Here is a 14,746-nt window from a genome sequence, read left to right on the forward strand (position 1 = left end):
CTAATTGCCAAGGCCTAAGCGTTCACCTGCGTAGGAGCCATCTTGTACACGACGCCACCACGTTTCGTTATTCAAATACCACAACACTGTTTTGCGAATACCAGACTCGAAAGTTTCTTCAGGTTTCCAGCCCAATTCACGCTCAATTTTTGCTGCATCAATAGCATAGCGCATGTCGTGACCAGGTCTGTCTTTCACATAAGTAATTAAATCGCGGTAATGTGCTACACCTTGTGGTTTTTGCGGATGCAACTCTTCCAGCAGCTCACAAATGGTTTCAACAACTTCAATATTACGGCGTTCGTTATGCCCACCGATATTGTACGTTGTGCCTGGCTGCGCCGTTGTTGCCACCAAATGTAAAGCGCGTGCATGATCTTCCACAAACAACCAATCACGAATTTGCTCACCTTTGCCATACACTGGCAGTGGTTTGCCCGCTAAGGCGTTTAAAATAATTAAGGGGATCAATTTCTCAGGGAAATGATATGGCCCATAATTATTTGAGCAGTTGGTGATCATCGTTGGCAAACCATAAGTTCTTTGCCACGCACGCACCAAATGGTCGCTGGATGCTTTAGAGGCAGAGTATGGACTGCTTGGCGCATAAGGTGTTGTTTCTGTGAAGAAACCTTCAGGACCATCCAAATCACCGTATACTTCGTCTGTCGAGATGTGGTGGAAACGGAATGCCGCTTTTTTCCCTTCATCTAACACAGACCAATAATGACGCGCGGCTTCTAACAGTGTGTAAGTACCCACAATGTTGGTTTCAATAAAAGCGGCAGGACCGTCAATAGAACGGTCCACGTGGCTTTCCGCCGCCAGATGCATAACAGCATCGGGTTGATATTGAGCAAAAACGTGGTCAAGTGCTTGTCGGTCGCAGATATTCACTTGCTCAAACGCATAGCGTTCACTGCTCGCGACAGGCGCGAGGGATTCAAGGTTGCCTGCATAAGTCAGGCAATCAATCACAATCGCACTGTCGTTCGTATTCTCAATAATATGACGCACCACTGCGGAGCCAATAAACCCCGCACCTCCAGTGATTAGAATGCGTTTCAACGCCAGACTCCTTTTGTATCCACAACCCATTTTTGTGGGATTGCTGAACCTTGAATGCCTTTAAAAACATTGTGGTCAACTAACATTAGGATCACATCCGCTTCATTCACCGCTTTTTCAATTGAAACTAATTCAGAAATGCCTTTCAGCGATGTTGGTAATTCTTCGATATGTGGCTCAACCGCATAAGTTTTACCTGGGTTCCAGTTCGCCACCATTTTAGTGATATGCATTGCTGGGCTTTCACGTAAATCATCAATATTCGGTTTAAACGAAAGGCCAAAACACGCAATCGTCACTTCGCTGGCTTTCTTGCCTGTTTCCACTAAGCAATCCGCAACAGCTGCTTTCACTTGATCAACGACCCAAATTGGCTTGCCGTCATTCACTAAACGTGCGGTGTGGATTAAACGTGATTGTTTCGGATTTTGAGCAACAATGAACCATGGGTCAACGGCAATACAGTGACCACCAACACCAGGGCCTGGTTGTAAAATATTCACGCGCGGGTGGCGGTTTGCTAGGCTGATCAGCTCCCACACATTGATATCTTGCTCTGCACAAATTAATGATAATTCGTTCGCAAATGCGATATTAACATCACGGAAGCTGTTTTCCGTTAATTTGCACATTTCTGCGGTTCTTGAATTGGTGATCACGCATTCCCCTTCAAGGAAAATGTTGTATAACTCACTCGCTCGCAGTGAAGACTTCGGTGTCATGCCGCCCACAACACGGTCATTTTTAATTAATTCGACCATCACTTGCCCTGGCAATACACGCTCTGGGCAGTAAGCAATATCAATATCCGCGTCTTCACCCGCTTGATGTGGAAACGTTAAATCTGGGCGAGCTTCCGCCATCCACTGTGCCATTTGCTCCGTTGTACCTACTGGAGAAGTAGACTCAAGGATCACTAAATCACCTTTTTTCAGCACAGGCGCAATCGACTCTGCCGCAGAACGGACATAAGCTAAATCGGGTTCGTGATCACCTTTAAATGGTGTTGGAACAGCAATCAAATAAGCATCGGCAGGCTGTGGCTTTGTAAAAGCTTTCAAATGACCTTCTTCAACGGCTTTCTTCACCACGATATCAAGTTCAGGTTCCACGATGTGGATTTTCCCTTGATTAATAGTATCCACCGCATGTTGGTTAACATCCACACCGACAACCTGTTTTTTACGTGATGCGAAGGCTGCTGCTGTTGGTAAACCGATATAACCAAGGCCAATAACAGAAATAGTTTCAAAACTCATAATTTCACCTGATTACTTTTTAATGCTGTAAGAATACGCTGACAAGCATGACCATCCCCATACGGGTTATGTGCGCGGCTCATTTCATGATATTCCGCATCATCTGTCAGTAACCGATTAACTTCGTTAACAATTTTTTGTGTATCTGTTCCCACAAGACGAACTGTACCTGCGTCAACGGCTTCAGGTCGCTCAGTGGTATCTCTCATGACTAAAACGGGTTTACCGAGAGAAGGCGCTTCTTCTTGAATTCCTCCTGAATCAGTCAAAATCAAGTAGGCATGATTCATTAAGTAGACAAATGGAAGATATTCTTGAGGGCTAATTAAAATAATATTATCAATATTATGCAAAATACGTTTTACAGGCTCACTCACATTTGGATTCAGATGCACAGGATAAACAACTTGTACATCTGGGTGAGCCTGAGCAATGTCAGCCAATGCGTGGCAAATACGCTCAAAACCGCCACCAAAACTTTCTCGGCGGTGGCCTGTCACTAAAATCATTTTCTTATTAGGGTCAATAAATGGGTAGTTTGCACCCAACTTTTCCATCATGTGCTGGTCGCTCATGACTTTATCTCGCACCCATAACAGCGCATCAATCACGCTATTGCCAGTCACAAAAATGTGGCTATCAGGGATCGATTCTTTTAATAAATTTTGGCGTGAGTTTTCTGTTGGGGCGAAGTGATACATCGCTAAGTGCCCCGCAATTTTGCGGTTAGCTTCTTCAGGCCAAGGAGAATAAAGATTCCCCGTACGTAGCCCTGCCTCAACATGCCCAACAGGAATACGATGGTAAAAGGCAGCGAGGCTCGTTGCCATAGTAGTTGCAGTGTCGCCATGAACAAGAACAACATCAGGCTGGAAATCGGCAAAAACACTTTTCAGCCCTTCAAGAATACGACAGGTAATATCCGTTAAGTCTTGCCCTGGTTTCATAATGTTGAGATCGTAATCGGGTGTGATCTCAAATAATTTCAGTACTTGATCAAGCATTTCACGATGTTGTGCAGTGACACAAACTTTTGCTTCAAAATCAGCATCGTTCGCCAGTGCATGAACTAACGGCGCCATCTTGATGGCTTCTGGTCGAGTGCCAAATACAGTCAATACTTTCACGATGACTCTCTTATATTTATCTTTTGCAGTGTGCTGCTTATTTAAGCTTAATGACTTTATCAAGCCACTGATAAATGTGTCAGTGGCTTATCCCAAAATCAAGATGGACGGCGGCGAGAAAGTACCACTCCGGCACCCACTAATAACCCTATAGCGCCCCATAGAACCATCATAAAGGCTCGACGTGGGCTATCACGTTTGACAGGATCTTCAGGCGTACGCAAATAACGGTAAGCTTGAAAATTATCTTGGAGAGTAGGCCCAACGCTTAATGTTGATAACATTGCGATGTTTTGGTCATAATCTGAGTCATGATCTGGGCCCGTTGCTTTTAATGTTTCAATTTGTGCCTGTAATAATGGGGCACCTAACATAAACATTTTAGAATCAGGAATTTCATCGACTGGTGTTGCGCTTTGATTACGCACAATACCTTGTTTTTCAGCAACTTTTAGTGCTTGTTCCAACGCGTTTAATCGTCTTTCATAAGCGGCGGTTGCCACCATGTCTTCACGTTTAACCAACGCTTTCATTGATTGCATTTTAGTTGCCCAAGTGCCTTTAATTTCATCATTCAGATTCGCGGTTGCACGTTGATTCGCAAATTGCGTGTATTGGCGTAACAACTGGTTTGCGTCTGTTGATGTTTCAGCCACTAATTTAATACTATCCGTTAGATTTTTCACTTCATCAGCGGGTGTAAACTCAATATCATTGATGAGCTCATCCAATAATGCAGCATCCGCTTTTGGATCATTTTCTAACCGTTGCTTGTAATAATCTGTGCTCAACCAAAATTGGCGGCGGGTATCGTAAGAACCGAGCTGCTTAGTAAACTCTTGATAAGCTTCTTTTGCAATTGTCGGCAATTGCCCTTCTTGCCCAGTACTATTAATACGGGAATCGAGGTTGCGCAGAAACTGTTGCTGAGAGTAATAACTTCCCAAATTATTTACAGTTGGTAAATCCGTAATCGCTGTCGCACTCCATTTGGGCTGCATAAAATAGGATGCTCCCAATGCAATTGCCGCAAAAATCACGGCAAATGCAACGATCCAAACTTTTCCTTGCCACAAGGAGCGGCATAAACCGCGGATATCCAACTCTGGCTCTATTGGTGTTTGATGCTGACTCGGTTGTGTTTCTGAGTTATTCACTGCACAGAACCTCTATTTTCGTTTTTTCGTTACCGTACTGCACCCCTGCGCGCTTTGCGTCGAACTCGTTTAATAAAACGGGCGACTTTCCAAGCTCGTTTGATGCAATAACCATACATCATAAATACAAGCAAAAATAATGCCAACATTACCCATTCTGGTACAAATGCTAAGCGTTCACCGATAATACCAATGCAAGCTAAAAATGCGGCTGACAACGTAATCAGAACAAAAGCCCCTTTTGGTGTAAAACCTGAGCGCATAATCAAATGATGAATGTGCTGACGGTCTGGAGAAAACGGACTCATTCCCTTACGGATTCGACGATACATAATTGCAACCATATCCATCAGAGGGATTGCGATAATCCACAGTGCCGTAACTGGGTTGATTGGGTGAACCTCTTCCTGTGTTGAAGCCACCAAAATCCAAATAATCGTAAACCCAATTAAAGTACTTCCCGCATCCCCCATAAAGACTTTAAATCGACGGCCTAATACACCTAAATTTAAAAGGATATAAGGAAGAATAGCTGCAATAAAAGCAAAACACCAAAATGCTAATGCATAGTTACCATTTTGATACAGTAAGAAACCTAGTGCTCCAAAGGAAACAGAAGAAAGCCCGCCAAGTAACCCATCAATACCATCCACCATATTAAAGGCATTTATCGCCGCCCATACTGCAAATAAAGTGACAATATAACCAAACGGACCCAATACTAATTCCCACGGGCCAAAAGCATGACCCAATGATTCCAGTTTAAGCCCTGCAGCTGTCATCATAACGACCGCGACAATCGCCTGAACCCCTGCTCTTAACTTCACGCTAATATCAAATCGGTCATCTAATGCACCGATAAAGACTAATAACCCAGCACTCGCAATGTATAACCACTTATGAGGGATATATTCCTCTGTGATATAAAATGCAAAACAGATCCCAAAGAAAACGGATATTCCCCCAACAAGAGGAATAAGCCCTACGTGTTTCTTTCTGAAGTTAGGCTTATCAACTAACCCGATTTTTATCGCAACGATACGGGCGAAGAAAATAAAAACTAACGAAAACAAGAAGACGTAGAAGAGGTTGGTTACAAAGTGTATGGTGTCCACTGTTTGACTCTCTTAATATTTTTATTTAACTATCAATACTAAACTTTTATTGGCGAATGCCGATAAAAATGCAATCGCTACTGCATTATCATCTCAGTAATAAAATCTACTATAAGACGAATCTATATTCATAAAGAGATAACTGTAACATTATTAAAAAACACACTTTATTCGTGTTGCTCATTCAATAATGGAATCTGACACATTTTATACTTAATAGCTGCAAGATGCATGCCATAAAAGCAATACACTGAAATAGTGTTAATCAATTAGTAGCCTTCACGACACCCCACATCTTTTAATAAACCAAAAAACTAATTTCAGTCAAAATAGTAAACCTGATAAACAGCATTGAATTACTCCAACAATACTTATTATCAATACTCTCATCTTAAAATTAGATACTAATCTATCAAATTAATATGAGTGATGGATTTTCAAAAAGATTTTAATTCAAATATATCATGATGTGATATACGCACAAAAAAAGGTGCCATGTAGGCACCTTTCGTTGAAGCTAGAAACCAAAACAACTAAGCTCTCTTCATAAAATCAAAGAACTCTTCGTTAGTTTTTGCCATTGCGAGCTTACTAATGAGGAATTCCATCGCATCAATCTCACCCATTGGATGAATAATTTTACGTAGGATCCACATTTTTTGCAGTTCGTCTTGTGAAGTAAGTAATTCTTCTTTACGCGTACCAGAACGATTGTAATCAATCGCTGGGAATACACGTTTTTCCGCAATTTTACGAGAAAGGTGCAGTTCCATATTACCTGTACCTTTAAACTCCTCGTAAATAACTTCATCCATTTTCGAACCTGTATCAACCAGTGCAGTTGCAATGATTGTCAGGCTTCCACCTTCTTCGACATTACGGGCAGCACCGAAGAAACGTTTAGGACGATGTAAGGCGTTTGCGTCCACACCACCTGTTAAAACTTTACCAGATGAAGGAACCACGGTGTTATACGCACGAGCAAGACGTGTAATGGAGTCGAGTAAGATAATGACGTCTTTTTTATGTTCAACCAGACGTTTTGCTTTCTCGATAACCATTTCAGCCACTTGAACGTGACGCGCAGCTGGCTCATCAAAAGTAGAAGCGATAACTTCACCTTTAACTAAGCGCTGCATTTCTGTTACTTCTTCAGGACGCTCATCGATCAACAGAACCATCAGAACGCAATCTGGATAATTGTGTGCAATGTTAGCGGCAATATTTTGCAGCAACATCGTTTTACCTGCTTTTGGCGGAGCAACAATCAGCCCACGTTGACCACGGCCAATTGGTGCAGCTAAGTCTAAAACTCGCGCCGTTAAATCTTCTGTTGAACCGTTACCACGTTCCATGCGAAGACGACTATTTGCATGTAATGGTGTTAAGTTTTCGAAAAGGATTTTACTACGTGCGTTTTCAGGTTTGTCGAAGTTAACTTCATTGACTTTCAGGAGAGCAAAATAACGTTCGCCTTCTTTAGGAGGTCGAATTTTTCCTGAAATGGTGTCACCTGTACGTAGGTTAAAACGGCGGATTTGGCTAGGAGAAACATAGATATCATCGGGACCTGCGAGGTAAGAACTGTCTGCGGAACGGAGGAAACCAAATCCATCCTGCAATATTTCCAGTACGCCATCGCCGAAAATATCTTCACCACTTTTCGCATGCTGCTTCAAAATGGAAAAAATAATATCCTGCTTTCTCATACGGGCTAAGTTCTCTAGCCCCATATTTTCGCCTAACGTAATCAATTCTGATACTGGCGTATTTATTAATTCGGTAAGATTCATAATGGTGGGTTCTTTAACTCGGGGTAATTCTCGAACTATGAACGTTAATTGACGGCAACTTATTTATTAAGTGCCAGTTTAACTTAACTGCCCTGTTGGTAGCCAACTCAATAAAGCCAACAACAATGCATAAAAATTTGTGCTAGCCACTGCTAAATCTGTTTTAACATATGACCATAGCTCATCTGAACGATGTTTGGCATATTATTAGAAACACACACAACATTAGCAATAGTTTTTTGTACATTTAGGACAACATCTATCCCAAGATCGCAAATTTAGGTTCAGCTTCGCATTTAAAAACACATTCCCTGCACACTAAATTTTTCCCGATACGTTTTTACATCCGAAGACTTAACAACGTCTTATGTCATACTACTGCTTATGCACTATCTTTAAGGTATATGAAAAATTCATGTGAAACAACAATATTGAATCTAGCGGGTGCTTAACTCAATGTCTATGTTCTCAGTTTTCATATTTAAAATCATTGTGCCATTAGTTTTGATAATCAAAAATCATTAAAATACTGAACTAACTAGCTTGATATATAAGATAAGAGCAATGGAATACAGAGTAATTCATACGGGTGCTACACGAGGAATAGTGATAACTTATCATGCTTAGATGAGGACGTCTAGCGACTCTCTTGATAAAATAGATACGCCGCTAAACGTTTTAGATCACATATAACGATAACTTACAGATTTTCGTCTAGAAATTCTTTCAGTTGCGTTTTAGATAATGCACCAACTTTTGTCGCTGCTACACTACCATTTTTGAATAATAATAATGTCGGGATACCACGAATTCCGTATTTTGGAGCAGTAGCCGGATTATCATCAATATTCAGTTTTGCGATGGTCAATTTGCCTGTATATTCTTCAGCAACTTCATCAAGAATAGGCGCGATCATTTTACAAGGACCACACCATGCTGCCCAGAAATCGACGAGAACAGGTGAATTTGATTTCAGAACTGCAGTTTCAAAGCTTGCATCAGTTATATGTATAATTTTGTCGCTCATGTTGTACTCCAAAGAATCATCTTTTTGCAGACTTAGTGTAACATTATTGGCAGCAGTATGCTTTATTTCAAAAGATACACTTTCGTAAACCAACCGTTAACTGATATTCTAACATACTATGAGTAAAGCACACTTGACAGAAAAGAAGTTTTCCGACTTCGCATTGCACCCTAAAGTCATTGAAGCTCTGAACAAGAAAGGCTTCAATTATTGCACGCCTATACAGGCGTCAACATTGCCTTTCACTGTCGAAGGCAAAGACGTTGCGGGACAAGCGCAAACAGGTACAGGTAAAACGTTAGCATTCTTAACGTCAACGTTTCATTATCTATTAACTCACCCTGCTATTGAAGGGAAAAAAGCGAATCAGCCACGTGCACTCATGATGGCACCGACTCGTGAACTCGCTGTTCAGATTTACTCTGATGCCAAAGAGTTGGCAGAATATACGGGTCTGAAAATCGGGCTCGCTTATGGTGGCGATGGCTACGATGAACAGCTAAAAGTGTTACAAAACGGTGTCGATATCCTCATAGGAACGACTGGCCGTCTTATTGACTATGCGAAACAAGGCCATGTAGATTTAGCCGCCATTCAAGTCGTTGTACTTGATGAAGCTGACCGCATGTACGACCTTGGTTTTATTAAAGATATTCGTTGGTTATTCCGTCGTATGCCAGAGGCCGCTGACAGACTAAATCTGTTATTTTCTGCCACACTGTCTTATCGCGTGAGAGAACTCGCCTTTGAGCAAATGAATAACCCTGAATATGTTGAAGTTGAGCCTTTACAAAAAACGGGCCATCGCATTAAAGAAGAGCTTTTTTATCCTTCAAATGAAGAAAAAATGCGTTTACTTCAGACTCTTCTCGAAGAAGAGTGGCCTGAGCGTTGCATCATTTTCGCCAATACTAAGCACCGTTGTGATGACATTTGGGCACATTTAGCGGCCGATGGTCACCGTGTTGGCTTACTGACTGGCGATGTGGCACAGAAAAAACGTTTACGTATTTTAGAACAATTTACACAGGGCCAACTGGATATTTTAGTGGCAACGGACGTCGCTGCACGTGGATTACATATTCCATCAGTGACCCACGTCTTTAACTACGATTTACCTGACGACTGTGAAGATTACGTTCACCGTATAGGCCGCACTGGCCGTGCAGGGGAAAGTGGTAATTCAATTAGCCTAGCTTGTGAAGAATATGCTCTTAACTTGCCTGCAATCGAAGAATACATTCAACATTCGATTCCAGTGAGTAAATATAACAGCGATGCATTATTAAGTGACTTACCCGCACCTAAACGTCGTCATCGCCCACGCCCTGGAGGCCAGCGCCGCAATTCAAATGCACCGCGCCGCCACAATGGTCCGCGTAATAACCATAAACGTCCAGGCTGAGTAAAAACGCTATGCTGAAATCTTCTTCTCTTTATGCTGCTATCGATTTAGGTTCTAACAGTTTTCACATGCTTGTCGTACGTGAAACCGCTGGCAGCATACAGGTTATTTCTAGGGTTAAACGAAAAGTCCGTCTTGCTGCTGGGTTAGATAAAAACAATCACCTTTCTGAACAAGCGATGGAACGTGGTTGGCAATGTCTACGACTTTTTTCGGAACATCTACAAGATATTCCGACAACACAAATTCGTGTGGTCGCGACTGCAACACTACGCTTAGCGAAAAATGCCGATATTTTCATCGAAAAAGCCAGCAATATCCTAGGAAATCCCGTTAAAGTCATTCAAGGGGAAGAAGAAGCCCGCTTAATTTATCAAGGTGTTGCACATACGACAGGCGGCCCCGACCAACGCTTGGTGGTGGATATTGGAGGGGGAAGCACTGAACTTGTAACAGGAACTGGCGCAAAAGCACAGCAGCTCTATAGCCTTGAGATGGGCTGTGTGACATGGCTTGAGCGCTATTTCAGTGATAGAAGCTTAACAGAAGACAATTTTTCAGCCGCACAAGCAGCAGCAAGGAAGGTTATCGAACCCGTTGCCGATACCTTAAAAGCTCACGGCTGGAAAATCTGCGTTGGCGCATCAGGTACTGTACAAGCAATCCAAGAAATTATGATTGCACAAGGCATGGATGAACTTATTACATTGCCTAAATTGCAGCAACTAAAACGCAAAGCCATTCAATGCCAAAAACTTGAAGAGCTTGAAATTGAAGGTTTAACCTTTGAGCGTGCTTTAGTATTTCCAAGCGGCTTATCCATTTTAATTGCCATTTTTGAAGCGCTAGATATTGATAGTATGACACTTGCAGGCGGTGCTCTACGGGAAGGGCTCGTTTATGGCATGTTAGAACTGCCGATTGAGCAAGATATTCGCGCTCGCACTGTACGCAATATCCAGCGTCGTTTCCAAGTCGATATCGAACAAGCTAGCCGCGTTCGTCAGTTAGCCGAATATTTTTATCTGCAAGTGGCGAAAGTTTGGCAACTCGATACCCGCTGTCGTGATTTATTATCAAGCGCATGTGCGTTGCATGAAATTGGCCTAAGTGTTGATTTTCGCAAAGGCTCTGAACATGCCAGCTATTTGATCACTCACTTGGATTTACCTGGCTATACCCCTGCACAAAAACGGCTATTGGCGGCTTTATTAAAAAATCAACAAGGCCCCGTCGATTTAGCGCCGCTTAGCCAACAAAATGCACTACCGATGCAACAAGCCTACTGTTTGTGCCGTTTACTTCGATTAGCCATTATTTTTGCAAGCCGACGACGTGATGACACATTGCCTGCTTTAAGATTAAATGCAAATGCAGATAGACTCACGATTGTGTTGCCATATCGCTGGTTATCTGAACATCCACTGCGAGCAGAAAACCTGCAACAGGAAGTGCAATGGCAAGGTTATGTAAATTGGATGCTAGAATTGGAAGAACGTAACAGTTCAAATTGTTAATTATTTCCACACTAGAGTCACTCTAGTGTGGAACCTCAATAAATGATTATGGCTCGCTTTTCTTATTTAGTCCTAAACGCGCCTTGATATCAGCTAGTGCAGATTGCCCCTTTTGCATACGCTCTTCGGCACTTACCACTTTTCGCTGTTGCTCCCATTCAAGGTCATCTTGCGGTAATTCAAGTAGGAAACGGCTAAGCTCAGGTCGAATTAATTCGCCATATTGACGGCGCTCACGGCAATGAGTGAAAAACAACTCTCTTTGTGCTCGAGTGATCCCCACATACGCTAAGCGACGCTCTTCATCAATATTGTTTTCGTCAATACTGCTTTGATGAGGCAGTAACCCTTCTTCCATACCGACTAAAAAAACATAAGGAAATTCAAGGCCTTTTGATGCATGTAATGTCATTAACTGAACTTGATCTGATTCTTCGTCATCTTCGCCACGCTCCATCATATCGCGTAATGTAAAACGCGTGACTACTTGGCCAAGCGTCATCGGGTCGTTTAGTTCATCCCCCTCAACCATTTCACTCATCCATGTAAATAATTGGTTGACGTTTTTCATACGCATTTCAGCAGCTTTAGTGCTGGTTGATGTTTCATACAACCAACTTTCGTAATCCATTTCACGCAGTAAATCACGCACCGCAATCAACGGCTCCCGCTCTGACGTTCGAACAATACTGTCCATCCACTGGGTAAACCGTTGTAATGCCTCTAATCCTTTTCCTTTTAGGGTTTGCTCTAGCCCTAAATCAAAACTGGCTTGATATAAGCTTTTTCCCCGTTGGTTCGCCCATTCCCCTAGCTTTTGAATCGTTTTTGGGCCAATTTCCCGACGTGGGGTATTCACAATACGCAAAAAAGCACTGTCATCTTCAGGGTTAGTCAACACGCGTAAATAAGCCAGTAAGTCTTTAATCTCAGGACGTGAGAAAAATGAAGTACCGCCAGAGATACGATATGGAATACGGTTTTGCATCAACATTTTTTCAAAAATGCGCGACTGGTGATTACCTCGATATAAAATCGCATAATCTTTGTATTCCGTTTTGTTGATAAAGTGATGGGCAATGAGCTCACCAATCACCCGCTCTGCTTCATGATCTTCATTGTTTGCCGTTAAAACTTTTAACGGCGCACCGTAGCCTAGCTCTGAGAAGAGTTTCTTTTCAAATACATGAGGGTTATTTGCAATTAGGATATTCGCCGCTTTTAATATTCGGCCTGAAGAGCGGTAATTTTGCTCAAGCTTAATCACGTTCAACTTAGGAAAATCTTGACTAAGTAGCACCAAGTTTTGTGGCCTTGCGCCACGCCATGAATAAATAGATTGGTCATCATCCCCAACCACCGTAAAGCGAGCGCGTTGTCCCACCAGCAACTTAACAAGTTGGTATTGACTGGTATTGGTATCTTGGTATTCATCCACCAGCAAATAACGAATTTTTTGCTGCCAGCGCTCTCGTACTTCTTCATTTTGATATAATAGAAGCGTTGGCTTACTGATTAAATCATCAAAATCCAATACGTTGCAGCTTTTTAGGTGTAATTCATAACGACGGTAACACTCCGCAAAATGCTGTTCTTTTTCCGTTCGTGCCTGCCCAACAACTTGTTGTGGTGAGATCAGATCGTTTTTCCAGTTTGAGATCGAAGAGATCAACTGCTGTAGCAGATCTTTGTCTTCTTCAAGTAAATCAAACGTCAGTTCTTTAAGTAATGCCATTTGGTCTTGGTCATCAAACAGCGAAAAATTGGCTTTAATACCCAATGCTTTATATTCACGCTTAATAATTTCCAAACCTAATGTATGGAAGGTTGAAATGATGAGCCCACGCGCTTCTTTTTTACCTAATGTTTGTGCCACACGCTCTTTCATTTCCCGCGCGGCTTTATTGGTAAAAGTGACAGCAGCAATTTGCCGTGGTTGATAACCACATTGGCGGATCAAGTGTGCAATTTTGTTGGTAATAACACGGGTTTTACCTGATCCAGCCCCTGCCAATACAAGGCAAGGGCCATCGACAAATTCAACTGCCTGTTGCTGGCCTGGGTTTAATCGCATGGGAACTCTTTCATACAAAGAAGACTGAAAAACGCATTATAGCAGAAACACCATAAAGTCTTGAGCAGTTACTATAATGAGAATTTTAGTGCTCCCTATAGCCAGCATATTCCTGGTTGTGTATTTTTAGTTTTATACACATATAATTACTTTTCTGTTCATTACATCTGTTAAGGAATATTTGGTGCAAAACGATTTCATCATTGCCGCTGCGCAATTTGCTCCCATCAATGGAGATGTTAGTAGTAATATCCAAATCCACCAACGGCTCATCACTCAAGCAATCAAAAATCAGGTTAATGTTATTATTTTTCCTGAATTATCTTTAACAGGCTATGAACATGATGTCGCACAAAAATTAGCCTTCACTGACAATGACTCAAGGCTAGAAGCACTACGTATACTCGCTGATCAATACAATATAACGATTATTGCCGGTGCACCGATTAATATAGGAAAAGATCAGCCGCAAATAGGGTTATTCGTACTTTCTCCTCATCAAGCTACTTTCCACTACAGCAAAATTTATCTACACCCAGGGGAAGACAAATACTACACGCCAGGTACAGCTATATGCACTTTTGATTGTCAAGGAAACCAGCTAGGACTCGCAATATGTGCAGATACTAATCATGAAAAGCACGCCGATGATACAATCAATCAAGGCGCCTCTTTTTACTTAAGCTCTGTATTGATTACAGCCAATGGCTATGACGCTGACACGAAAAAATTACAAAATTACGCTAAAAACCATCAGGTTCCTGTCATTATGGCAAACTATTGCGGCGTATCTGGTTCATTCCTCGGCACAGGAAGAAGTGCTATTTGGGATAACCATGGCATATTAATGGCTGAAGCCAGCGAGACTCAAGAGTCACTCATTATCGCCAACTTCAATCCAACTAACACGTACGCTAAAGTTATTTCCTCAAAGATCTAATTAAAGAAACTACACTATTCACCAGAATAATGTCGCTATATTAAAAATATATTTTCCTAAGCTATTACTATAGACAATATGATGATTATCCAAAGCATTTCGCGTTCTAGGTAGGAAGCAAATAAGATTATCCCAAGGAGCATACATGAGTATGTGACTTGGGTAACCGAGTATAGCCAACGCACCCGCCCTATTTTTTCAGCTTGAATACAATAAAAAACAAAAAACCGCATAACACTTTGTTATACGGCTTTCATTAAAAAA

11 protein-coding genes are annotated in these 14,746 nt (G+C 41.9%); 3 read left to right on the forward strand and 8 right to left on the reverse strand.

What is annotated here, in order from left to right:
• From rffG to trxA, 7 genes are all read right to left on the reverse strand, one after another.
• On the reverse strand, nucleotides 1-1,068 hold the full coding sequence (rffG, locus tag AABS66_RS20350; RefSeq protein ID WP_371007568.1) for a dTDP-glucose 4,6-dehydratase: 1,068 nt from the start codon (nucleotides 1,066-1,068) through the stop codon (nucleotides 1-3).
• Nucleotides 1,065-2,327: a UDP-N-acetyl-D-mannosamine dehydrogenase gene (gene wecC, locus AABS66_RS20355; protein WP_206083076.1), complete on the reverse strand. Its 1,263-nt coding sequence runs from the start codon at nucleotides 2,325-2,327 to the stop codon at nucleotides 1,065-1,067. The genes rffG and wecC overlap by 4 nt, the downstream gene beginning before the upstream one ends.
• Complete coding sequence (gene wecB, locus AABS66_RS20360) at nucleotides 2,324-3,454, reverse strand: non-hydrolyzing UDP-N-acetylglucosamine 2-epimerase (protein WP_206083074.1); 1,131 nt, start codon at nucleotides 3,452-3,454, stop codon at nucleotides 2,324-2,326. Before wecB ends, wecC begins: the two co-directional genes overlap by 4 nt.
• 98 nt (nucleotides 3,455-3,552) lie before the next feature.
• Entirely contained in the window at nucleotides 3,553-4,611 is a 1,059-nt protein-coding gene (gene wzzE / locus AABS66_RS20365) for an ECA polysaccharide chain length modulation protein (protein WP_047755910.1), read from the reverse strand.
• Between the two features lie 29 nt (nucleotides 4,612-4,640).
• The gene (wecA, locus tag AABS66_RS20370) at nucleotides 4,641-5,726 is read right to left on the reverse strand and encodes a UDP-N-acetylglucosamine--undecaprenyl-phosphate N-acetylglucosaminephosphotransferase (protein ID WP_206083072.1); all 1,086 of its coding nucleotides are present in this window, start codon (nucleotides 5,724-5,726) and stop codon (nucleotides 4,641-4,643) included.
• A gap of 533 nt (nucleotides 5,727-6,259) precedes the next feature.
• Nucleotides 6,260-7,519: a transcription termination factor Rho gene (rho, locus tag AABS66_RS20375; protein ID WP_430225409.1), complete on the reverse strand. Its 1,260-nt coding sequence runs from the start codon at nucleotides 7,517-7,519 to the stop codon at nucleotides 6,260-6,262.
• Nucleotides 7,520-8,219: 700 nt separating this feature from the next.
• Nucleotides 8,220-8,546, reverse strand: a complete 327-nt coding sequence (trxA, locus tag AABS66_RS20380) for a thioredoxin TrxA (RefSeq protein WP_206083068.1) — start codon at nucleotides 8,544-8,546, stop codon at nucleotides 8,220-8,222.
• Between the two features lie 118 nt (nucleotides 8,547-8,664).
• On the opposite strand from trxA, the gene rhlB reads away from it, so the two are divergent.
• Nucleotides 8,665-9,951 (forward strand): ATP-dependent RNA helicase RhlB, encoded by a 1,287-nt coding sequence (rhlB, locus tag AABS66_RS20385; protein WP_430225410.1) that lies wholly within the window; start codon nucleotides 8,665-8,667, stop codon nucleotides 9,949-9,951.
• 11 nt (nucleotides 9,952-9,962) lie between these two features.
• Nucleotides 9,963-11,468, forward strand: a complete 1,506-nt coding sequence (gppA, locus tag AABS66_RS20390; protein WP_353168004.1) for a guanosine-5'-triphosphate,3'-diphosphate diphosphatase — start codon at nucleotides 9,963-9,965, stop codon at nucleotides 11,466-11,468.
• Nucleotides 11,469-11,514: 46 nt separating this feature from the next.
• Here gppA and rep read toward each other — a convergent pair whose 3' ends face one another.
• Entirely contained in the window at nucleotides 11,515-13,542 is a 2,028-nt protein-coding gene (gene rep / locus AABS66_RS20395; protein WP_206083062.1) for a DNA helicase Rep, read from the reverse strand.
• 184 nt (nucleotides 13,543-13,726) lie between these two features.
• Between rep and AABS66_RS20400 the strand changes: the two genes are divergently transcribed.
• Nucleotides 13,727-14,482, forward strand: coding sequence for a carbon-nitrogen hydrolase family protein (locus tag AABS66_RS20400; protein WP_349416026.1), 756 nt, complete (start codon nucleotides 13,727-13,729; stop codon nucleotides 14,480-14,482).
• Nucleotides 14,483-14,746 lie beyond the last annotated feature (264 nt).

Origin of the sequence: Providencia sp. SP181, assembly GCF_050446505.1 — a bacterium.
GTDB classification, from domain to species: domain Bacteria; phylum Pseudomonadota; class Gammaproteobacteria; order Enterobacterales; family Enterobacteriaceae; genus Providencia; species Providencia vermicola.